Origin of the sequence: Burkholderia sp. COPS, assembly GCF_019425585.1 — a bacterium.
In the GTDB taxonomy this organism is placed as follows: Bacteria; Pseudomonadota; Gammaproteobacteria; order Burkholderiales; family Burkholderiaceae; genus Burkholderia; species Burkholderia cepacia.
Genome location: NZ_WIXR01000019.1, coordinates 78,578 through 100,356, shown reverse-complemented (window position 1 = coordinate 100,356; position 21,779 = coordinate 78,578). Strand labels below are relative to the sequence as shown.

General features: G+C 67.4%; 22 protein-coding genes. 7 read left to right on the top strand and 15 right to left on the bottom strand.

Features of this window, described 5'->3' with window-relative positions:
* Window positions 1-171: 171 nt before the first annotated feature.
* Both bla and FOZ70_RS18905 read left to right on the top strand, forming a co-directional pair.
* The gene (gene bla, locus FOZ70_RS18910; RefSeq protein WP_219706448.1) at window positions 172-1,071 is read left to right on the top strand and encodes a class A beta-lactamase; all 900 of its coding nucleotides are present in this window, start codon (window positions 172-174) and stop codon (window positions 1,069-1,071) included.
* Between the two features lie 106 nt (window positions 1,072-1,177).
* Complete coding sequence (locus FOZ70_RS18905; protein WP_048022502.1) at window positions 1,178-2,050, top strand: LysR substrate-binding domain-containing protein; 873 nt, start codon at window positions 1,178-1,180, stop codon at window positions 2,048-2,050.
* Between the two features lie 68 nt (window positions 2,051-2,118).
* Here the strand turns inward: FOZ70_RS18905 and FOZ70_RS18900 are convergent, their stop codons facing one another.
* From FOZ70_RS18900 to FOZ70_RS18860, 9 genes are all read right to left on the bottom strand, one after another.
* Window positions 2,119-2,454, bottom strand: a complete 336-nt coding sequence (locus tag FOZ70_RS18900; protein ID WP_048022501.1) for a hypothetical protein — start codon at window positions 2,452-2,454, stop codon at window positions 2,119-2,121.
* Between the two features lie 328 nt (window positions 2,455-2,782).
* A complete protein-coding gene (locus FOZ70_RS18895; RefSeq protein ID WP_021161357.1) occupies window positions 2,783-3,037 on the bottom strand; it encodes a GlsB/YeaQ/YmgE family stress response membrane protein in 255 nt (84 codons plus the stop codon).
* Between the two features lie 129 nt (window positions 3,038-3,166).
* A complete protein-coding gene (locus tag FOZ70_RS18890; protein WP_021161356.1) occupies window positions 3,167-3,943 on the bottom strand; it encodes an ABC transporter ATP-binding protein in 777 nt (258 codons plus the stop codon).
* Window positions 3,940-4,854, bottom strand: a complete 915-nt coding sequence (locus tag FOZ70_RS18885) for an ABC transporter ATP-binding protein (RefSeq protein ID WP_059622699.1) — start codon at window positions 4,852-4,854, stop codon at window positions 3,940-3,942. Before FOZ70_RS18885 ends, FOZ70_RS18890 begins: the two co-directional genes overlap by 4 nt.
* A 1-nt stretch (window position 4,855) precedes the next feature.
* The gene (nikC, locus tag FOZ70_RS18880) at window positions 4,856-5,770 is read right to left on the bottom strand and encodes a nickel transporter permease (RefSeq protein WP_021161354.1); all 915 of its coding nucleotides are present in this window, start codon (window positions 5,768-5,770) and stop codon (window positions 4,856-4,858) included.
* Between the two features lie 67 nt (window positions 5,771-5,837).
* On the bottom strand, window positions 5,838-6,908 hold the full coding sequence (locus FOZ70_RS18875; protein ID WP_219706446.1) for an ABC transporter permease: 1,071 nt from the start codon (window positions 6,906-6,908) through the stop codon (window positions 5,838-5,840).
* 10 nt (window positions 6,909-6,918) lie between these two features.
* The gene (locus FOZ70_RS18870; RefSeq protein ID WP_219706444.1) at window positions 6,919-8,520 is read right to left on the bottom strand and encodes an ABC transporter substrate-binding protein; all 1,602 of its coding nucleotides are present in this window, start codon (window positions 8,518-8,520) and stop codon (window positions 6,919-6,921) included.
* A gap of 62 nt (window positions 8,521-8,582) precedes the next feature.
* Window positions 8,583-9,146 (bottom strand): D-alanyl-D-alanine dipeptidase, encoded by a 564-nt coding sequence (gene ddpX, locus FOZ70_RS18865; RefSeq protein WP_219706440.1) that lies wholly within the window; start codon window positions 9,144-9,146, stop codon window positions 8,583-8,585.
* A 27-nt stretch (window positions 9,147-9,173) separates the two neighbouring features.
* The gene (locus FOZ70_RS18860; protein WP_219706438.1) at window positions 9,174-10,061 is read right to left on the bottom strand and encodes a MurR/RpiR family transcriptional regulator; all 888 of its coding nucleotides are present in this window, start codon (window positions 10,059-10,061) and stop codon (window positions 9,174-9,176) included.
* A 258-nt stretch (window positions 10,062-10,319) separates the two neighbouring features.
* Between FOZ70_RS18860 and FOZ70_RS18855 the strand changes: the two genes are divergently transcribed.
* The 4 genes from FOZ70_RS18855 (at window position 10,320) to FOZ70_RS18840 (ending at window position 14,959) form a co-directional block, all read left to right on the top strand.
* The gene (locus tag FOZ70_RS18855; protein WP_021161351.1) at window positions 10,320-10,568 is read left to right on the top strand and encodes a helix-turn-helix transcriptional regulator; all 249 of its coding nucleotides are present in this window, start codon (window positions 10,320-10,322) and stop codon (window positions 10,566-10,568) included.
* A 3-nt stretch (window positions 10,569-10,571) separates the two neighbouring features.
* The gene (locus tag FOZ70_RS18850; protein ID WP_059496887.1) at window positions 10,572-11,906 is read left to right on the top strand and encodes a type II toxin-antitoxin system HipA family toxin; all 1,335 of its coding nucleotides are present in this window, start codon (window positions 10,572-10,574) and stop codon (window positions 11,904-11,906) included.
* Window positions 11,907-12,286: 380 nt separating this feature from the next.
* Window positions 12,287-13,543, top strand: coding sequence for an oxalate decarboxylase family bicupin (locus FOZ70_RS18845; protein WP_219706436.1), 1,257 nt, complete (start codon window positions 12,287-12,289; stop codon window positions 13,541-13,543).
* 90 nt (window positions 13,544-13,633) lie between these two features.
* Window positions 13,634-14,959 carry an Nramp family divalent metal transporter gene (locus FOZ70_RS18840; RefSeq protein WP_219706435.1) on the top strand — a complete coding sequence of 442 codons (1,326 nt, stop codon included), beginning with the start codon at window positions 13,634-13,636 and terminating at the stop codon, window positions 14,957-14,959.
* 32 nt (window positions 14,960-14,991) lie between these two features.
* On the opposite strand, the gene FOZ70_RS18835 is transcribed toward FOZ70_RS18840, so the two are convergent.
* From FOZ70_RS18835 to FOZ70_RS18810, 6 genes are all read right to left on the bottom strand, one after another.
* Window positions 14,992-16,245, bottom strand: coding sequence for a hypothetical protein (locus FOZ70_RS18835; RefSeq protein ID WP_219706433.1), 1,254 nt, complete (start codon window positions 16,243-16,245; stop codon window positions 14,992-14,994).
* Window positions 16,246-16,272: 27 nt separating this feature from the next.
* Window positions 16,273-16,815 carry a class I SAM-dependent methyltransferase gene (locus FOZ70_RS18830; RefSeq protein WP_021161346.1) on the bottom strand — a complete coding sequence of 181 codons (543 nt, stop codon included), beginning with the start codon at window positions 16,813-16,815 and terminating at the stop codon, window positions 16,273-16,275.
* Window positions 16,816-16,993: 178 nt separating this feature from the next.
* On the bottom strand, window positions 16,994-18,583 hold the full coding sequence (locus FOZ70_RS18825; RefSeq protein WP_219706431.1) for an ABC transporter substrate-binding protein: 1,590 nt from the start codon (window positions 18,581-18,583) through the stop codon (window positions 16,994-16,996).
* Between the two features lie 129 nt (window positions 18,584-18,712).
* The gene (locus tag FOZ70_RS18820; protein WP_021161344.1) at window positions 18,713-19,048 is read right to left on the bottom strand and encodes a hypothetical protein; all 336 of its coding nucleotides are present in this window, start codon (window positions 19,046-19,048) and stop codon (window positions 18,713-18,715) included.
* Between the two features lie 257 nt (window positions 19,049-19,305).
* On the bottom strand, window positions 19,306-19,635 hold the full coding sequence (locus tag FOZ70_RS18815; protein WP_021161343.1) for a hypothetical protein: 330 nt from the start codon (window positions 19,633-19,635) through the stop codon (window positions 19,306-19,308).
* Between the two features lie 175 nt (window positions 19,636-19,810).
* Window positions 19,811-21,370, bottom strand: a complete 1,560-nt coding sequence (locus FOZ70_RS18810; protein WP_021161342.1) for a DHA2 family efflux MFS transporter permease subunit — start codon at window positions 21,368-21,370, stop codon at window positions 19,811-19,813.
* Here FOZ70_RS18810 and FOZ70_RS18805 point away from each other — a divergent pair.
* Complete coding sequence (locus FOZ70_RS18805; RefSeq protein WP_124466778.1) at window positions 21,369-21,689, top strand: hypothetical protein; 321 nt, start codon at window positions 21,369-21,371, stop codon at window positions 21,687-21,689. The genes FOZ70_RS18810 and FOZ70_RS18805 overlap by 2 nt on opposite strands.
* Window positions 21,690-21,779 lie beyond the last annotated feature (90 nt).

The following is a 21,779-nucleotide window of genomic DNA, read 5'->3' as shown; positions in this document are numbered from 1 at the left end:
GCCTGTTCATGCGAATCCCGTGCTTCACGCGGGGCCGACGGCCATCTTCAGGGGATGCGCGGTGAATGCCGTCGCGGGCCGGCCGCCGGCGCGAACGCGGGCGCTTCGTTGAAGCGCGCCCGCGTTGCTTCGTGCCACCGTTTCCGACAGAAGACAGAACACACCTCATCCATGGAACACTCTCCGACACGCCGCTCGCTGTTGCTTGCCGCCGTGGCCGCGCCGTTCGTCGCCGCGTGCACGTCCGCGCCGGTCGCCGACCAGGGGCGCGCCCATACCGCCCAGGCCGAATTGACCGCGCTCGAGAAGGCGTCGAACGGCCGGCTCGGTGTCGCCGCGCTCGATACGTCGAACGGCGTGCGCATCGCCCACCATGCGCGCGAACGCTTCCCGCTGTGCGGCACGTATGCGGTCGTCGCGGCTGCCGCGATGCTCGCGCGCGGCTCGCTCGACGCGTCGCTGCTGCCGCGCCGAATTCTTTACCGCCGCTATGAAATCGTGTCGGGCTCGCCGGTCACGGAAAGCCACGTCGACACGGGCATGACGATCGAGCAGCTGTGCGTGGCGATGCTGCAGTCGGGCGACAAGGGGGCCGGCAACCTGCTGATGGGTGTGCTGGGCGGCCCGCAGGCCGTCACGTCGTTCGCGCGCGCGAGCGGCGACACGTCGTTCCGCCTCGATCACTGGGAACCCGAACTGAATCACGCGGCGCCCGGCGACGAGCGGGACACGTCGACACCGGTCGAGATGATCGACACGCTGCAGCGGCTGCTGCTCGGCAACACGCTGCCCGAACCGCAGCGCGCGCAGCTGACGGAATGGATGGTCGGCGGCGCGCGCGGCGCGACCGGCATCGCGGCGGGCGTGCCGCCCGGCTGGCGCATCGCGGACAAGGCCGGCACGGGCGGTTACGGCACGACGACCGACGTCGCGGTGCTGTGGCCGCCGTCGCGTGCACCGATCGTGATGGCCGTGTCGTTCACGCAGCCGCAAGCCGCGGCGGCGGCCCGCGCGGACGTCGTCGCGTCGGCGGCGCGCATCGTGGCGGGCGCGCTCACCGCGACGGCCTGAGCGCGTCGCTCCTCGCGCAAAACCGGCGTTTGGCTTATCGTGTCGGACAGCGCGCGCCGGAGCCGGCGCGCGGCCCTTCCGCGCCGTTATTGCGTTTGCCTTCTTCATGCGCCGACTTCCGCCCCTGCACGCACTGCAGATCTTCTCGACAGTGGCCCGCCACCGCAGCTTCACGCGCGCGGCCGAACAGCTGTGCATCACGCAGGGCGCGGTGAGCCGGCAGATCCAGACGCTCGAGGCGCATTACGGCTTTCCGCTGTTCAAGCGGCATGCGAAGGGGCTCACGCTGACGGCGGAGGGCGAGCAGTTGCTGCCGGTCGTCAACGAGAGCTTCGCGCGGATCGAGGACATCTCGATGAAGCTCACGCGCCAGCGCACCGATCTCGCGCTGAAGGTGCCCACCTGCGTGATGCGCTGGATGCTGCCGCGCATCATGCGCTTCCAGGGCGAGCATCCCGATCTCCATGTGCAGATCACGACCGCGTGGCAGCACGTCGTCGATTTCTCGACCGAGCCGTTCGATGCGGCCGTCGTCTACGGCACGGCGCCGGGCCCCGGCGTGTTCGCACTGCCGCTGTTCGACGAGCGGCTGACGCCCGTGTGCGCGCCCGAGCTGCGGCAGGCGTCGCCGCTCGATGCGGTCGGCGATCTCGCGCGCCATACGCTGCTGCATCCGACGCGAGACCATCGCGACTGGCGTGCGTGGCTCGATCATGCGGGCGAGCGCAGTGTCGATCCCGCGCGCGGGCCGACGTTCGACACGCTCGATCTCGCGACGAACGCGGCGATGCAGGGCTTCGGCGTCGCGATCGGCGACGTGACGCTCGTCGACGACGACGTCAGTGCACACCGGCTCGAACGGCCGTTCGACATCGTGCTCGAAACCGGCGCGCGCTACTTCTTCGTGTATCCCGAGACCATCGGCAGCCAGCAGAAGATCCGCGCGTTCAGCGACTGGATCGCGCGCCATCGCGACTGAGCGGCGACGCGCGCACGTTCACCGAACCGGCGTGCGGAACCCGCCGTGCGTCGCGCCGGCGAACGGCTTTACTGGTATGTCACGACCGCGATCATCGGTGCGTGATTGTTGCCGGGACGGTTCGGTAAAACGATTGCGCGCGAGGCCTGAGTAAAGGTCGTGGTCTTGATCGCCTGCTGGCTCGCCGCGTCGACGAACGCGATCTGGCCGGTTGCCGGGCGTGGACAGTCGGCGCGTACGCGCCCGTTGGCGACATCGGCCGTATCGAGCGCGAACGAGCAGGGCGGCTCGACGATCATGCCGGAGAAGTGGATGATGCCGGACGCGCCGGCAGCGAAGGACGAGGAAGTGGCCAGAAGCGAGGCAGCCAGGGCGAACGAGGCGGCGATATGGCGATGCTTCATGACAGGCTCCAGAGAGGAAGCGCGTCGCAGCGGGGCCGCTCGGGTGGCAGTCCGTCAACGCCGCGATGCTGTATGCGTAAACGGCAGAACCATCGGACCTCTTGAATGAAAAAATCGAAATAATGGCTATGGGCAAACGATTGCGAATTGCTTGAACCAATGTAGGCCGAATCTGCGCAATCGCAAGTCAGGGAAAAGCCGGGGGAGATAAGATCGAACGGCGAACGGTCGCCGCGACCGTTGTGCGGGCAACGGCCTCGCGCCGCCCGGAAAGCAAAAACGCCGCTCGTCTCGAGCGGCGTTTTGCGTTGGGGCGAAGGTGCGCGGTTCAGTTCATGCGCTTGCGTACCGCGCCGACGATCACGAGCAGCACGATTGCGCCGACGATCGACGCGATCCAGCCCGCGCCCTGGCCCGGCGCATACCAGCCGGCCGCACGGCCGACGTAGCCGGCGACCAGCGAGCCGACGACGCCGAGCACGACGGTCATCAGGATACCCATCTTGTCGTCGCCGGGCTTGAGCGCGCGGGCGAGGAGGCCGACGATGAGCCCGACGACCAGGGTTTCGATGAATTGCAGCATGAACGCCTCCCTATTGCTGTTGAGCTGTTGACGAAAGTAAATTGACCCGTGCAGTGCACAAGGGTTCCATGCGGCGGCAAGCCGGCGCGCGGCCCGCCGAGTATCGCATGGCGGCGCGACGTGCGGATGTCACGCGGCCGGCGCGTCAGGCGCCGGCTCGAGACGGCGATAGCCTTCGGTCGCATTCAGCAGCGTGCGCGTGTAGTCGCGCGCCACTTGTCCGGCCCGCACGTCCTCGATCCGCAACTGCTCGACGATCTCGCCCTGCTGCATCACGGCGACGCGCTGGCACAGGAAGCCGATCACCGCGAGGTTGTGGCTGACGAGGATCATCGTCAGGTTGCGTTCGCGATGCAGCCGGCGCAGCAGGTTCAGGATCTCGGCCTGCACCGACACGTCGAGCGCGGACGTCGGCTCGTCGAGCAGCAGCACGCGCGGCTCGACGATCAGCGCCCGCGCGATTGCCACGCGCTGCCGCTGGCCGCCCGACAACTGGTGCGGATAACGAAACCGGAACGTGGGGCCGAGCCCGACCTCGGACAGCGCGCGTGCGATGCGCGCATCGGTGTCGCGCATGCCGTGGATCGACAGCGGTTCGCGCAGCGTCTGGTCGACCGTGAAGCGGGGATGCAGCGACGCGTAAGGGTCCTGGAACACCATCTGCACGTGGCGGCGAAATGCACGGTCGGGCGTGCCGCCGACCGGCCGTCCGTCGATCGACAGGCTGCCGGCCGCGAGCGGCACGAGGCCCGTCAGCGCGCGCAGCAGCGTCGACTTGCCGGAACCCGATTCGCCGACGAGCCCGAACACCTCGCCGTCGCGCACCGCGAAGCTCGCGTCGCGCACGGCGTCGACGTGACCCGTGCGGGTCGGGAAACGGATCGATGCGTGATCGACGTCGATCATCGTGCGGCCTCCTGTCGATCGGCGGGCGTGCCGGCATGCGGCGCGGGTTCGAGCCACGCCGGATCGCGCCGCAGCACGGGCAGTTCGTCCGGCGGATTCGCGAGCGGCGGATTCGCCGCGAGCAGCCCGCGCGTATAGGGATGGGAAGCGTTGCGCAGGTCGCGCGCGGCGCAGGTTTCGACCACGCGGCCCGCGTACATCACCGCGACGCGATCGCAGAACGACATCACGAGCGGCAGGTCGTGGCTGATGAACATCAGGCCCGTGCCATGGCGCGCGATCATCGCGTCGAGCACCGCGAGCACCTGCATCGACACGGCGACGTCGAGCGCGGAGGTCGGTTCGTCGGCGATCAGCAGGCGCGGGCCGGTCGACACCATCATCGCGATCATCACGCGCTGGCCCATGCCGCCCGACAGCTCGTGCGGATACGCATCGGCCACGCGCGCCGGGTCGCGGATCTGCACGGCCTCGAGCGCCTCGACGATCCGCTCGCGCAGCGCGCGGCCGCGCAGCCCGGGCTCGTGCAGCCGGAACGCTTCGCCCATCTGCTTCGCGACCGTCATCACCGGGTTCAGCGAATATTTCGGGTCCTGCAGGATCATGCCCATCTGGCTGCCGCACAGCCGCCGGCGTTCGCGCGGCGACATCGCGAGCAGGTCGTGGCCCGCGAAGCGCATCGTGCGCGCCGACCAGCGCGCGGCGTCGGGCAGCAGGCCGAGCAGCGCGCGGCCCGTCAGCGATTTGCCGGAGCCCGATTCGCCGACGATGCCGAGGCGTTCGCCGGGTGCGAGCGTCAGCGACAGGTCGCGCACGGCATCGGTGACGGTGCCGTCGTGCCCGCGAAAGCCGATCTTCAGCCCGTCGATCTCACAGAGCGGCGCGGGCGCGGTGGCGGTATTCGTCGGCATGTCACGCTCCATGGCGGGGATCGAAGACGTCGCGCAGCCCGTCGCCGAGCAGGTTGAACGCGAGGCTCACGAGCAGGATCGCGATGCCGGGCAGCGTCGCGACCCACCATGCGTCGAGCAGCACGTTGCGGCCCGACGCGACCATGAAGCCCCACTCGGGGCTCGGCGGCTGTGCGCCGAGGCCGAGGAAGCCGAGGCCCGCGACGGTCAGGATGATGCCGGCCATGTCGAGCGTCGCGCGCACGATCACCGACGACATGCACAGCGGCACGATGTAGCGCAGCAGGATGCGCGGGCCCGACGCGCCTTGCAGGCGGGCGGCGTGGATGAAGTCGGCCTGCGCGATGCGGATCGTCTCCGCGCGCGCGAGCCGCGCATACGCGGGCCATGCGGTGATCGAGATCGCGACGACCGCGTTGATCACGCCGGGCCCGAGCGCGGCCGCGAATGCGAGCGCGAGCACGATCTTCGGGAACGCGAGCGCGATGTCGGTGATGCGCATCAGCACGCTGTCGACGAAGCCGCCGCAATAGCCGGCCGTCGTGCCGATCGCGAGGCCGATTGGCACGACGATCACGACGACGAGCAGCGCAATGCCGAGCGTGAGGCGCGAACCGGCGATCAGCCGCGAAAGGATGTCGCGGCCGAGCTGGTCGGTGCCGAGCCAGTGCGACGGCGAGCCGGGCGGCAGCAGCCGGTCGGACAGCACCTGGCGCAGCGGATCGTGCGGCATGATCAGCGGGCCGACGATCGCGACGACGATCAGCGCGACGAGGATCGCGAGCCCGAACAGGTTGAGCGGGTTGGCGGCGAAACGGCGCCAGCGGCGATACGCGAGGCCGAGTGCGGCCTGCGAGCGCGACGCGGGCGCGTCGGACAGCAGCCACGCGCGCAGCGTGAGACGCTCGGCGTTCATGGTTGGACGACCTTCGGCATGGGCGATGAAAGAAGCAGGGTGGAAGCGGTCATGTCGTGTCGGCGCCTCAGCGCGCGCGCGGATCGAACACGCGGTACAGCGCGTCGGTCAGCAGGTTGACGGTGATGAACATCGCGCCGATCACGAGCGTCGCGCCGAGCACCGCGTTCATGTCGGCGTTCAGCAGCGCGCCGGTCAGGTACGAGCCGAGCCCCGGCCACGCGAACACGATCTCGGTCAGCACCGAGCCTTCGAGCAGGTTGCTGTACGTGAGCGCGATCACGGTGAGCAGCGGCACCGCGATGTTGCCGAACGCATGCCGCCAGATCACGCGGCGCTCCGGCAAGCCTTTCGCGCGCGCGGTGACGATGTATTCCTGGCTCAGCTGGTCGAGCATGAACGAGCGCGTCATGCGGCTGAGATACGCGACCGAGTAGTAGCCGAGGATCGCGGCGGGCAGCGCGATGTGTGACACCGCGTTGCGGAACACGTCCCACTCGCCGGCGAGCGCCGCGTCGATCAGCAGGCTGCCGGTGCGCGGGTCGACCATCCCGTCGTACACGGGATCGAGCCGGCCCGGGCCGCCGACCCAGTGCAGCCGCGCATAGAACAGCAGCAGCCCCATCAGCCCGAGCCAGAACACCGGCACCGAATTGCCGATCAGGCCGACGAAGCGTGCGATGTGATCGATCGGACGGTTGTGCTTCACGGCGGCCGCGACGCCGAGCGGCACGCCGATCGCGATGCCGATCAAGGTCGCGATCGTCGCCAGTTCGAGCGTGGCCGGGAACACGCGCTTGATGTCGTCGAGCACCGGGTTCGCGGTCAGCAGCGACATGCCGAGATTGCCGTGCAGCACGTCGCGCGCATAGATCAGGAACTGCGTGATGAGCGGCTTGTCGAGCCCGAGCGCAATGCGTTCGGCCGCATACGCGTCGGCCGACGCGCGATCGCCGAGGATCGCGAGCACGGGATCGATCGGCACCTTGCGGCCGATCACGAACGTCAGCGCGAGCAGCCCCGCGAACGTGACGGCGAGCGTGAGCGCCCAGCGCAGCACGCGCAGTGCCCAGCGCACGGCCGGGCGCCGCGCGGGCAGCGTGCGCAGGGCTTCGAGGGAGGAGGCGGGAGTCGACATGCGGTGAATCTCATTGCTTCTTCAGGTTGCGGTACGACACGAGATCGTTGATCGGCCCGACTTCGAGCCCGCTCACGCCGGGCCGCGTCGCGACCTGCGCGACTTTCTCGAACATGATCACGAACGGCGAGCGCGCGAGCATCTCCTTCTGCATCGCCTGATACCGTTGCGCACGTTTCGCGGCGGTCGGCTCGGCGAGCGCGGCGTCGGTTTCCTTCGTCAGTTGCGGAATGTCCCAGCTGTTGCGCCAGGCCAGCATTTTATAGCTCGACTTGTCGGAATTGTCGGGGTTCCACGCAAAACCCTGCGCGTTGCTGTGCGGATCGATGTAGTCGGCCGACCATTCGCCGATGTAGATGTCGTGCTGGCGCGCGCGGTATTTCGCGAGCGTCTGCTTGTTGTCGCCGGGGATCAGCTGCACCTTGATGCCCGCCTGCGCGAAGTTCGCCTGCACGGCCTGCGCGATTTCGGTGTACGGATAATCGTTGCGCACGTCCATCGTCACCGAGAAGCCGTTCGGCACGCCGGCCTTCGCGAGCAGCGCCTTCGCCTTCGCGCCGTCGAGCCGGTACGGGTTCGCGTTCAGCGTGCCGAGGAAACCCTCGGGCAGGAACGTCTGGTGGACCTTGTAGGTCGTCTTCACCACGTTGCCCTGGATGCCCGCATAGTCGACGAGCCACTTCAGCGCTTCCTGCACGTCGGGTTTCGCGAGCGTCGCGTTCTTCGTGTTCAGGCCGAGATACAGCAGCGTCGCCTGCGGCGATGCCGACACCTTCGCCTTGCCGGATTTCACGACGGACGCCAGATCGTCGGGGCTCAGGTCGCGTGCCGCATCGACATCGCCGTTCTCCAGCAGCAGGCGCTGGCTCGCGGCTTCGGGCACGTGGCGCAGCACGATGCGCTTCATCGCGAGCGGCAGCCGGTAGCCGTCGAAGCGCTGCAGCACGACGCTGTCGCCGGCGGTCCACTTGACCAGCTTGTACGCGCCGGAGCCGGCCTCGTTGGTCTTCAGCCACGCGTTGCCGAAGTCGCTGCCCTGCTGGTGCGACAGCAGCAGCTTGCTGTCGAGCACGGAGGCGGGCCAGGAGCCCAGCACATTCAGGACGAAGGTCGGCGCGTACTTCTGGTCGGTCGTGACCGACACCGTCAGGTCGTCGAGCTTCTTCACGTTGGCGACGACGTTCGCCTTCGTGAGCCCGATGCCGGTCAGCACGGCCGCAGGCCCCTTGTCGAGCAGCACCGCGCGCTGGATCGACCACGCGACGTCGTCGGCCGTCAGCGGGTTGCCCGAGTGGAACTTGAGGCCGGGGCGCAGCTTGAACGTGTAGGTCAGCCCGTCGGTGCTCACAGTCCACGACTGCGCGACGTCGCCGTTGAATTTCGACGGGTCGCGCAGGTCGACGCGCACGAGCCGGTCGTACGTGTTCGCGACGTATTCCTCCGGCACCAGCTCGTAGACCTCGCCCGGGTCCAGCGTCGTGAATTCGTCGAGCAGCGTGGCCATCACGAACATGTCCTTCGGCGTCTCCGCATGCGCGGCGGACAGCGGAACGGCGGCGAGAACGGATGCGGCGGCCAGCGCCGCGACGAGCCGGGATGTCAGGGGTTTCATCTGCGCTCCATGTGTCGTTGAAGTCGTTGAACGTGAACGTCGGGGGGGCATGCGCCGGGCCATCACATCAGGCGCCACGGGCCGCTTGCCGTATTGTCGATCTGCGGCAACGCGTGCGAGCCGGGCAGTTCGTAGTGCCACCATTCGCTGTCGATATGCGCGAAGCCGGCCGCGTGCATCACGCCGAGCAGCAGCAGGCGGTTGCGCTGCACGGCTTCGGGCAGCCCCGCGTGGAAGTGGCCGGATGCGGCGACCATCTCGTCGAAGCCGGTGCCCATGTCGAGCGGCTCGCCATCCGCGCCGACGAGCGTCAGGTCGAGCGCGGTGCCGCGGCTGTGATTCGAGCCGCGGCCGAGATCGGCGACGAAGTTCGGGTCGGGCAGGAAATCCCACAGCACCTGCTGCGCCTGCGGCGGCCGGTACGCATCGTAGATGCGCAGCGTGAAGCCGGCCTGCGCGGCGACGTTCACCGCGCGGCGCAACGCGGCCTCGGCCGGCGCCAGCAGCAGGCAGTGCGCGCGGCGGTAGATCGGCTTGCCGGTCAGGTTGCGGTCGGTCGCGTAGACGAGGTCGATGTCGACGCGATGGGTGGCGGGCGTGATTTCGACGAGGCGGTGGTCGTTCATTGGCGGTTCGGGTTCGGTCGGGCTCGCTCAGGATTCGAATTGGTCGAACGTGTGCTGCAGTTCGCGGTTGCGCGCGACGCGCCGGTCGATCGCGGGGCCGAGGCGGTCGACCACGGCCGTGATCAGCAGGTTGAACAGGCAGGTGAGCGGTGCGAGCGAATCCCAGAACTGGCCGACGTCGGTCTTCACCTGCAGCAGGTCGGCCGGCCAGTCGCGCGCCCACGGGCACGAGAGATCGGTGACCAGCGCGAACGGCTGCCCGCGCTCGGCGGCCGCCTGGCAATAGCGGCGCGCGCTGCGCGAATACGCGCGGGTGTCGGTGACGATGCAGTACGGCCGCTCGAATTCGGAGTTCAGCGAATCGACGTACGAGCCCGACTGGCCGTCGGAATAGAACACGCGCGGGCGCAGGTACTCGAGGTAGCTGCTGAACGCGTTGCTGATCCCGCGCGTCGACTGGATGCCGAGGATGAATACCGCGTCCGCATGCGCGATCCGGTCGGCCACCTGCGCGAACACCGGGCCTTCGGCGAGGCGGTACACGTGGCGGATCGCATCGAGCTCGCGCTCGAGCGAGGATGCGAGCGGGCTGTTGGCGGCATTGGCATTGCTGTTGCGGTGGGCCGGTTGCGTACCCGCGACGCGGCGGTATTCGTCGAGCCGGTCGGTGATCATCCACGGGCGATCGCCTCCGCCGCGCAGCTCGCGTTTCAGGTCGTCGAGATTGCGGTAGCCGACGCTGCGCAGGAAGCGCCCGACCGAGATGCCGCTCGTGCCGGCCTGCCGGGCGATCTGGTCGGCCGTTTCGAGCCCGAGCCGGTCGAGGTTCGCGAGCATGTAGCTCGCGATGCGCTTCGCGGTCGGCGTGAGCTCGGCGTAGCGGGATTCGACGGTACGGGCGAACGCACAGGTCATCGGCTGTTAGATCGTTGTCGTCTGATGATCGAATGTCATCCATCTAACGAAGCCAAAATCATTCGCGCCAGCGGATAAAAACTATGGTGTGAGGATAGGTGATAGGGTCGGAAGTGCGTTCGACGGCGGGGCGGTTCGCGCCGGAAGGGTATGGTTTTATCTCTGTCAGGCATATTTTGCGTTTATTCCTGACAGAGATAATTTGCGTTTATGTCTGTCAGGCATATACTGCATTTATTGTCTTCGGGGATCCATGCCGTGAACTTCATCGTCAATACGTCCGCGCAACTGGGCGAAATCCTGTCTTCCGCGCGTCAGGCAAAGGGCCTGACGCAAGCGGAAGCGGCCGGGAGAATCGGCGTGGGCCAGTCGCGCTTGTCGTCGCTCGAAACCACGCGTACCGAAAGCCTGTCGCTCAGCCAGTTGCTCGAGCTGACCGCGCTGTATGGTCTCGAACTCAGCATCCGCACGAAGGACGGACACGACGCAGCCGACGTCGAGTGGTAAGCGATGGGACGCAGAACGCACACGCGCGCCTTGTCGATCTGGACGAACGGCCAGCGGGTCGGCACGTGGCGGATTCCCGCGCGCGGCGACATGGAACTCCTGTACGACGCCGACTGGAAACAATCGGCCGTCGGCCGCCCGTTGTCGCTGTCGCTGCCGTTCGGTGTCGGCGAAGCACCGCTGCGCGGCGAACGCGTGAATCACTTCTTCGACAACCTGCTGCCGGACAGCGATGCCATTCGGCGCCGCCTGGCCGCCCGGTTCGGCACGGCGACGACCGAGCCGTTCGATCTGCTCGCCGCGCTCGGCCGCGACTGCATCGGCGCGGTGCAATTGCTCGGCGAGGACGATGCGCCGACCGGCCTGAATCGCATCGACGGTACGCCGCTGTCGGACGACGACGTGGCGCGCGTGCTCGATCAGGCGAGCGGGGTGGCGACGGCAGGCGGGGACGACGACGATTTCCGGCTGTCGCTGGCCGGCGCGCAGGAAAAGACCGCACTGCTGTTTCATGACGGGCGCTGGATGCGCCCGCACGGCGCGACGCCGACCACGCATATTCTGAAATTGCCGCTCGGGCTGGTCGGCAACAAGCGGGCCGATCTGACGGCCTCCGTCGAGAACGAGTGGCTGTGCCTCGCGATCCTGCGCGCGTACGGCCTGTCGGTCGCGCAGGCGGAAATCGTGCGTTTCGGCGCGCACAAGGTGCTGTCCGTCGCACGCTTCGATCGTGCGTTGCATCGCGATGGCGGGTGGCTGTTGCGCTTGCCGCAGGAGGACTTCTGCCAGGCGCTCGGCGTGCCGCCTCATCTGAAGTACGAGTCGCACGGCGGCCCCGGTGTGCCCGATCTCGCAGGCCTCCTGCGCCGCTCCGAAACGTCGCGGGAAGATCTCGACACGTTGTTCGCCGCCCTGATCGTGTTCTGGATGCTTGCCGCACCGGACGGGCATGCGAAGAACTTCAGCCTGCGCCTGCTGGCGGGTGGCCGTTTCCGGCTGACGCCGCTTTACGACGTGATGTCGATCTGGCCGGTCGAAGGCGACGGCGCGAACCAGTGGTCGTGGCACAAGGCGAAGCTCGCGATGGCCGTGCACGGCAAGCGCAAGCACTATGCGATGCGCGACATCACGCGACGGCACTTCAGCGCGATGGCCGAGCACTGCCTGCTCGGCGATATCGCGACGCCGATCGTCGAACGGCTCGTCGCGATGACGCCGCATGTGATCGAATCGGTCGCTGCGGCGTTGCCGCCCGGTTTTCCGGCACGGGTCGCGGAACGGATTCTGGGCGGCTTGAGGTTTGCCGCGCAACGGCTCGACGCGATGCCGCGAGAGTGAACCGCTTCCGGTCGCGGCGCAGGTCGCCGGGATCCGGCGTATCCGCATCCGCACGGGCCCGCTCGAAACGATCGGTGATTCGAGTCGCCCGCGTCGTTTCCCGATCGCGTGTTGTCGCCATGCAGGGTCGTCACGACCGGGCGCAATCGTCTCCCCTCATTCACCGAAATCCGTTCCCGTCCCGCCATCCCGCTGCACCGCAATAATTACAAAATTAAAGTCGATCAGCTTAAATCATTAATTCAGGTTAATAATTCATTTAATTTATTCGTCGAATTGTATTTAACTTGCGTGACGGGATGTTCGATTTTCGATAATCCGAAAAACGGCATGTGTTCCGTAATGGGAATTCACTTGATCGCAAGAATGAAGGAGAAGTCATGACGAATCTTTCTCGACGCAGGATGCTGGCGAATACGGCCGGCGCCATTGCCGCCGCCGGTATTGCGGTCTCGGCGAAGGCCGCCTCGTTCGGCAATCCGGACAGTCCGCCGGAAGGCGCGGTCAATGCGCGCAACCGCCAGAGCCTGACCGATCCGGGGCCCAAAAATCCGGCTATTGCCAACCAGTTTCCGTCCTTTCAGGATCCGCCGGCCACCGATGTCAACGGCATGCCGTTATTCTGGGCCTCGTTCAATAATGCGCATAAAAGAATTCAAAATGGCGGATGGGCGCGTGAAGTTACCCAGGACGATTTTGCGATTTCCGAAACCATTTCCGGCGTCAACATGCGCCTGACGCGCGGCGGCATTCGCGAGATGCACTGGCACCAGCAGGCCGAGTGGGCCATCATGCTCGACGGCCGGTGCCGGATCACGGTGCTCGACGAACTCGGGCGGCCATCGGTGCAGGACGTGAAAACCGGCGATCTCTGGTATTTCCCGCCCGGCCTGCCGCATTCGCTGCAGGGCCTCGGCACCGACGGCGCCGAATTCCTGCTCGCGTTCGATAACGGCCGCGCGTCCGAATTCAACACGCTGCTGCTGACCGACTGGGTCGCGCACACGCCGCCCGACGTGCTCGCACTCAACTTCGGCGTGCCGGCCGACGCATTCCGGAACATCCCGCTCGACAACCTGTGGATCTTCCAGGGCGACGAACCGGGCCCGCTCGCGGAAGCCCAGCGCGCGTCGGCGTCGGCGGCAGGGGCGCCGCCGCATCCGTTCATCTTCCCGCTCGGCGACATGAAGCCGGTCAGGAAGACCCGCGGCGGTGAAGTGCGGATCGCGGACAGCACGAACTTCAACGTGTCGACGACCGTCGCGGCGGCGCTCGTCACCGTGCATCCGGGCGGCATGCGGGAACTCCACTGGCACCCGAACGCCGATGAATGGCAGTACTACCTGCAGGGCGAGGCAAGGATGACCGTGTTCGACACGGGGCCGAAGGCGCAGACGGCCGATTTCCGCGCGGGCGACGTCGGCTACGTGAAGAAAAGCCTCGGGCACTACGTGCAGAACACCGGCAACACCGATCTGGTGTTCCTCGAGATCTTCAAGACCGACCGCTATGCGGAAGTGTCGCTGTCCGACTGGCTCGCGCATACGCCGCCGAAGCTCGTCGAAGCGCACCTGAACGTCGCGCCGGACGTGATCGCACAGTTTCCGCGCAACCGTCCCGACGTCGTGCCGCTGTAACGCCGCCGCGGGCGCCGCGGCCGGCAGCCGACATGCCGGCCGTGGCGCCTGACATTCAGGAATCCTTCCTCATTCGAACGGAACACCACCATGATTCCCGTCACGAACAAACCTGCCGGCGGCTTCGCGCTGCCGGGCCTGCCTACCGGGCACAACGACCAAACCGGCCACACCGACGGCGCGGCGCGTGCCGCGCTGGAAGGGCGCCGCACGGGCGTCGCCGCACTGCTGCCGTTCGTCGGCCCGGCCGTGATTGCGTCGATCGGTTATATGGACCCCGGCAACTTCGCGACCAACATCCAGGCCGGTGCCGCGTTCGGCTACCGGCTGCTGTGGGTCGTACTGGCCGCGAACGCGATCGCGATGCTGTTCCAGGCGATGTCGGCGAAGCTCGGCATCGTGACCGGCCGCAATCTTGCGGAGCTGTGCCGCGACCGGTTTCCCGCGCCGGTCGTATGGGGCATGTGGGTCGCGTCCGAGATCGCCGCGATGGCGACCGATCTCGCCGAATTCCTCGGCGGCGCGCTTGCATTCGGGCTGTTGTGCCACCTGTCGCTGTTCGCGGGGATGATCGCAACGGCGCTCGCGACCTGCGCGATCCTCGCGCTCGAAAAGCGCGGCTTCCGGCCGCTGGAAGCCGCGATCGCGGCGCTGGTCGGCGTGATCGGCGCGTGCTATCTCGGCGAACTGCTGATCGCGCCGCAGGACTGGCATGCGGCCGCGTTTCACCTGGTCGTCCCGCAGATTCCGGATCGCGCGGCGCTGACGATCGCGGTCGGGATCATCGGCGCGACGATCATGCCGCACACGCTGTATCTGCATTCGGGTCTCACGCAGGATCGCACCGCGCCGCGCGACGATACGGAGCGGCGGCGGCTCGTGCGCTTCTCGAATCGCGAGGTGGTCGTCGCGCTCGGGCTGGCCGGGTTCGTGAATCTCGCGATGGTGATGATGGCGTCGTCGGCGTTTCACGCGAGCGCGCCGGGCATGACCGACATCGGCGACGCGTATCACACGCTGATCCCGGTGCTCGGGCCGGCGGCCGGCGCGCTGTTTCTCGTCGCGCTGCTGACCTCGGGCGTGTCGAGTTCGGTGGTCGGCACGATGGCCGGGCAGGTCGTGATGCAGGGTTTCATCCACCGCCGCGTGCCGGTCTGGGTGCGGCGCGCGGTGACTGTCGTGCCCGCGTTCGCGGTGGTCGCGCTCGGCTGCGATGTCACGCGCGCGATGGTCGCGAGCCAGGTGGTGCTGAGTTTCGTGCTGCCGATGCCGATGATCGCGCTGCTGATGCTGTCGGCGCGGGCGGACGTGATGGGCGCTTACGCGATGCGGATGCCGCTGCGGATCGTCGCCGGCGCGGCGACGGTCGTGATCGTCGGGTTGAATGCGTACCTGGTGTGGGCGGCATTCCATTGACCGGCGGCGGGCCGCCGCCTGCTGCCTGCTGCCTATTGCTGCATGTCCGGCGCCTCGCGCAGCCGCCAGATCGCATCGCACTGCTGGCCGCCGAGGCTCGTCGAGCGCAGCGTGATGACGGTGCCGGGCGCGATCCGGTACGTGAAATGCGCCGTCAGCTCGGTGCCTTTTCGCTGCGGCTGCCCGTCGACCAGCACTTCGCACAGCAGCGGCGACGGCGACCCGGACGGGTGCGTGACGTAGACGTTCAGCCGCGCGATGTCGCGTGTCGCGGTGAACACGACCTCGTGGTTTCCGCTGCCGATCAGCATCGTGCCGCCGGGTTCGTCGATCGCCTGCAGGTAGGCGCCCGCGCTTGTCTCGATCGTTGCGGCCGCAACGGTCAGCCCGGCCGAGCGCACGTAGTCGGTCGCCGCGATGCGCGCGGCGACCGCGTCGGACTGTGCCCGCGTGCCGTCCGACAGCGCGAACGGCACGCCGTCGCGCAGCGCGGCGTCGACGTGGTTCGCGTAGTAGCGCCAGCGGTCGAGGAAGCGGATGTCGCCGGTCATGTGCAGCGCGCGGATCGGCTCGCCGTGATACCGGAGCGTCGTCGTGCCGGTGCCTGCATCGAATGCTTCGTGAATGCCGTACTTGCTGACGAAGTTCTGGACCGGATCGAGCAGCGCTGTTTCGCCCTGGGCGCTCCACAGGTGCAGGAACGTCGTATCGATTCCGAAGCATTCCTGGAAATCGGTGCCGATGCGGGCGGTGCAGTCGCGCAGGTGGCCGGCGTAGCGTGCCCACGCGTCGGCGGTCCCGGCGACGAGCCCGGCCTGCAACGCGCTGCCGTGGCGGGCGGAGACTTCGTCGACGACGAGGCGCCAGTGATGGTCGCGCCGCTCGCCGATCAGCGGCGTGACGACGAACGTGCAGAACAGCGGGTCGGGGCACGCGTGGAGCCGGTCGTCGCCGATCTGCGAGAACAGGTCGAACGGCGGCGCGCAGAACCAGATGTCGGCGTCGTACAGCGCGAGCTTGCGGATCTGCGGGTTGCGTGCGCAATACTCGGCTGCCTCGATGAAGCGGCCGACCGGCAGCGCATACGCGCTCGACGCGTCGATCACGTCGATCGACTGGCTCGCGAGGATCTGCCGCTTGCGTTCGGACAGCCCGTACCCGATCACCGCAATCCGGCCGTCGTAGCCGGTGTGCCGCAGCGACAGCAGGAACGGCACGAGCATCTCGTACCACGCGCGGTTGTTGTCGTTGATCGCCACGCAGACCGCGTGTTCGCTCGATTGCATGTTCGCCCCCCGTTGCGCGCGCCCGGCTCAGTAGCCGACGTGGCGCTCGCAGACGACCGCGCCGCAACCGCGGCTGTCGTGATACGTAATATGAAACTGCTTGTTGTCCCACAGCCACTGGAACACCGCCTGGTACACGCCGGCCACGGTCATGTCGTGCAGCACGATCTTCTTGCGCGCCAGCGGGCCGAAACGGTTCAGTTCGGCGAGCGTCTGCTCGTACGTGTGCGTGGTGTCGATGAACAGCAGGTCGGCGGCGAGCGGCTCCATCGCGAGATCGTCGGCGATCCGGAATTCGAAGTCGATCGACAGGTCTTTCGCCGCCTGCTCCAGTTCGGGCCGGATCTGGAAATACTCGTCGGAGATGTCGACCGACACGAGGCGCTTCGGCTGCGCGAGCAGGAAGGCCGTCGTGGTCAGCCCGGTGAACACGCCGAGTTCCAGGATGGTGTCGCATCCGGCGGCCGTTTGCGTATAGAAGTCGAAGCGGGAAGGGCTGTCGCCGAGCCAGCCGATCGGCTCGATCTTGTACTGAAGGAACTCCATTCGCAGTTGTTGTAGCGTGCGCATCCTGTTTTCCTTGGCGAAGCGGATTAGCGGATTCGGTGGTCCCCATCGTCGCCGGTCGCGGCCGGCGTCCGTGGCGTCGCGCATTGTAGATCGCCCGCGCCGCACGGCATAGCACCGCCGTGGCGGCCCGCGGCGATTACCCGCGCGCCGGCAGGGCCGGGCGCGCGGGCGGGCGCCATTATTTCGCGAGCGTGCGGTATGACACGAGGTCGTTGATCGGCCCGATTTCCGGCCCGGTCACGCCGGGGCGCGTCGCGACCTGCACGACCTTCTCGAACATGATGATGAACGGCGAGTTCGCGAGCACGGCCTTCTGCAGCGCTTCGTAACGCTGCGCGCGCTTCGCGGGCGACGGCTCGACGAGCGCGGCCTCGGTGTCCTTCGTCAGTTGCGGAATGTCCCAGCTGTTGCGCCACGCGAGCATCTTCGTCGGCGACTGGTCGGAGTTGTCCGGATTCCACGCGAAGCCGCGCGCGTTGCTGTTCGGGTCCATGTAGTCGGGCGACCATTCGCCGACGAAGATGTCGTGCTGGCGCGCGCGATACTTGCCGATCGCCTGCTTCGCATCGCCCGGAATCAGCTTCACGCGGATGCCGCCCAGCGCGAAGTTCGCCTGCAGCGCCTGCGCGATCTCGAGGTACGGATAGTCGTTCGGCATGTCCATCGTCACGTCGAAGCCGTTCGGCAGGCCGGCCTTGGCGAGCAGCGCCTTCGCCTTAGCGACGTCCTGCTTGTACGGGCGGGCGTTCGACGCGCCGAGGAAGCCTTCGGGCAGGAAGGTTTCATGCACCTTGTACGTCGTGCTGACGATGTTGCGCTGGATGCCGTCATAGTCGACCAGCCATTTCATCGCCTGCTGCACCTCGGGTTTCGCGAGGTTCGGGTTCTTCGTGTTCAGGCTCAGGTACAGCAGCGCGGACACCGGCCACGACGCGACCTTGATCTTGCCGGCCTTCGTCAGCGCGGCGAGGCTGTCGGGGCTCAGGTTGCGCGCGGCGTCGGCGTCGCCGTTCTCCAGCAGCAACCGTTGCGCGGACGCTTCGGGCACGTGGCGCAGCACGACGCGCTTCATCGGGTACGGCGTGCGGTATTTCTCGAAACGCTGCAGCACGATGTTTTCGTTGGGCGTCCACTTGACGAGCTGGTACGGGCCCGAGCCCGCGTCGTTGGTCCGGAGCCAGCCGCTGCCGAAATCGTTGCCCTGCTGGTGCGACAGCAGCAGCTTCTTGTCGAAGACCGATGCCGGGCATGCGCTCAGCACGTTGAGCACGAAGCTCGGTGCGTACTTGCGGTCGGTTTCGAGCACGACGGTCTGCGGGTCGACCGCGCGCACCTTCTGCGCCACGTTCGCTTTCGTGAGGCCGAGGTCGGCGAGCACGCCGGCCGGCCCCTTGTCGAGCAGGATGGTGCGCTGCAGCGACCACGCGACGTCGTCGGCGGTGACCGGGTTGCCGGAATGGAACGTGAGGCCGGGGCGCAGCTTGAACGTGTAGGTCACGCCGTCGGCGCCGACCGTCCACGATTGCGCGATCTGCCCGTCGAAGCGCGTCGGGTCCCTCAGGTCGACGCGCACCAGCCGTTCGTAGGTATTCGCGACGTACTCCGACGGCACCAGTTCGTAAATCCCGCTCGGGTCGAGGGTCGTGAATTCGCCGAGCTGCGTGGCGACGACGAAGATGCCGGGCGGCGTGGCCGCCTGCGCCGGCAGCGCCGGGACAAGAGCGACGAGCGCGGCGCTGACGAACAGCCGGGACAGCAGGTGCTTCATGCGGGCTCCGTTGAAAGGGAATCGTGGGTGCGATTCTCTCATCGACGGCCACCCGGATGAAAATATTCGGCGTGCGCGCCGGCGGGCCGGAGCGAGCCGGGCGGGCGCCCGGCATCGGCGGGGTTCGGATCAGATCAGGCAGCGTGCGAGCGCGAAGCGCATCGTTTCCTCGGGCGGCTCGCTGCCCGAGCCGCGCACGACCTTGACGACCGAACCGTTGCCCGACGGCGTCAGCGTGACGAAGTACGAGTTCGAGCCGACGGCGATATCGGTCACGCCGTTGTGCTGCGATTGCTCGGTGCCCGGCAGGCGGCTGTCGAGGCAGTTGGCGATCGCGTAGGCCGGACGTTGCGACGATACGTACATCATCGGCGCCGCGCCGGACGAGGCGGCCGAGTCGGACGACGGCGCGGAACCGCAGGCGGCGAGCAGGGCGGCGGGAAGGAGCAGCAGGAATCGTTTCATGGTGGGTCGTCGTGGGTCTCGTATCGAGGCTGGGGCGCGGGGTAGGCGAAACGCGAAGCTTCGCGACGAAACCGCCCGGAATCGGGCCATGTTTGACGGACGACGATGCGGCAGGCGGCTGACGACGGAGTATACCCGCAGCATTTGAAGCCGTTGGCGCGTTGAAACGATTCGATACACAACAAGCACCCGCTGCCGCACGGCGGCAGCGGGCGTTTCAGGTGGTGGCGAATGGGCACCTGCCGGTGTTGTCGATCTTATTGGCCGATCTGGTGGCTGACCGCATTTTCCTGCTGGTTCAGCACGTGCTGTTCGCTCTTCGTGATGTGGCTGCGGTCCTGCGCAGCCATGTCCCGCTCTTCCCGGCGGATCTTGCGGTCGTCACGGTGCAGGCGCGCGGCCTGTGCGTGCGACATCTCGCCTTCCTTCACTTCGTGATGGATCCGGCGATTCTGGTTTGCGAGGCGCTGGTTGACCTCTTCGCGGCGCGGATGCGCCTGTTGCCACGGCGTGTCGGCGAACGCGGTGCCGGTCAGTACCGACATCAGGGTGGCGGCAATCGCGAGATGGCGCGTCAAGGCTCGCATGGTGTTTTCTCCTGTCGTTGCGCACCCGGATCGTGAGCGCTTGTCCAGAAAACGCGGCGCGGGCACCGGCTGTTGACGTTTCCGCCTGTATCGATTGCAAGTCTTTATTACGCCGGCGGGTGACGACGCGAGGCCCGGCGTGCGCGACGCGGGGCCCGGCTGGCGCGCATGCGGATCAATGCGCGCCGGCCGCTGCCGCGTCGGCATCGCCGCCGCCCGAGCGCGACGGTTTCGTGATCCAGATCAGCGGAATGATCGCGACGAAGATGATCGCCGATACATAGAAGATGTCGTTCAGCCCCATCACGGCCGCTTGCGAATCGACCGACGTGTTGAAGAGCGCGAGCGCCGAATCGGGGCTCAGGTGCAGCAGCGAGCGCGTCGTGTCGACGTGTTGCGCGAAGGTCGGGTTGTCGATGCTCGCCTGTTCGGTGAGCCGCGCGTGGTGCAGGATCGTGCGGTCGTTCCAGGCGTTGCTGATCAGCGACGTGCCGACCGCGCCGCAGAACGTGCGGCCGAAATTCGACAGGCCGGCGGCGGCCGGGATCTTTTCCGGCGGCAGCCCGGACAGGATGATCGACGTCAGCGGCACGAAGAACATCGCCATCGGGATGCCTTGCAGCAGCGTCGGCAGCACGAGGTCCCAGCGCGACACGTCGGTGTAGAAGGTCGTGCGCATCATGAACACGACCGCGAAGCCGACGAACGCGAGCGTCGCGATGTAGCGCGGGTCGGTGCGCGGCAGCAGGCGCCCCATGACCGGCGTGAGCAGGATCGCGAACACCCCGAGCGGCGCGGTGGCGAGCCCCGAATCGACCGCGCGGTAGCCGAGATAGCCCTGCATCCATTGCGGCAGCAGCACGAGCGTGCCGAAGAACATCCCGTACGCGACCGAGATCGCGATCGTGCCGCCCGCGAAATTGCGCTGCGTGAAAAGCCGCAGGTCGACGATCGGGTTGGCCTCGTGCAGCTCCCACACGAGGAAGAACGCGAAGCCGATCAGCGCGACGATGCCGAGCGCGACGACGACGGGCGAGTTGAACCAGTCGAGATCCTTGCCTTTGTCGAGCATGATCTGCAGCGACGCGACCCACAGCACGAGCAGCAGCAGGCCGACCGTATCGATCGGCAGGCGGCGCGTGGCCGATTCGCGATCGCGGAACACGATCCACGTGACGGCGGCCGCGAAGAAACCCACCGGGATGTTGATGTAGAAGATCCACGACCAGTTGTAGTCGTACGTGATCCAGCCGCCGAGCGACGGCCCCGCGATCGGGCCGACGAGCGCCGTCATCGACCACAGTGCCAGCGCGCTCGACGATTTCTGCCGCGGCCACGCGCCGAGCAGCAGCGCCTGCGACAGCGGCGCGAGCGGCCCGGCGACCGCGCCCTGCAGGATCCGCGCGGCGAGCAGTGTCGGCAGGTTCGGCGCGATTCCGCACAGCCACGACGCGAACACGAACAGCAGGATCGACGTGACGAACAGGCGTACCTGGCCGAAGCGCTGCGTGAGCCAGCCCGTCAACGGAATCGACACCGCGTTCGCGGCCGCAAAGATCGTGATGACCCACGTGCCTTCGTCGACCGACACGCCGAGGTCGCCCGAGATGGTCGGAATGGCGACGTTCGCGATCGACGAGTCGAGCACGTTCATGAACATCGCGAGCGATACGGCGATCGTGCCGATCGCGAGCTTGCCGCCCGACAGCGGGGCGGGAGATGACGGAGTGGACATGGGTTTCCTGCGTAAGAAGCGTAAGGTGCTTGACGGCTGCGGCCCGTCGCGGCGGGCACGCGCCACCGCGCACGCACGCGTGCGAACGCGACGCAGGCGCGGCGCGGCTGCTGAACGGAAAGCGCACGGCGCGCGACGCGGCCCGGTAGCCGGGGCCGACGCGTGCGATGTGCGGCTCGATCGGATGCACGAAGCCGTGGCGGGCTTCGGAAGGCGGGATGCTGCCGGTCAGGAAGGCGGGACGCGCGTGACGCGTCTGCGGGCAGCGGTCAGGCGGCTGGCGTCGCCGGTGGAGTCGTTGTGCATCGCGACAGGCTAACGATGTGGCGAGCCGCCATCAACACGGGCCGGCTCATTAATCGATTTCGCACCGCGCAATAATCGGCGTGCGAACCGGGCCGAACGGTAC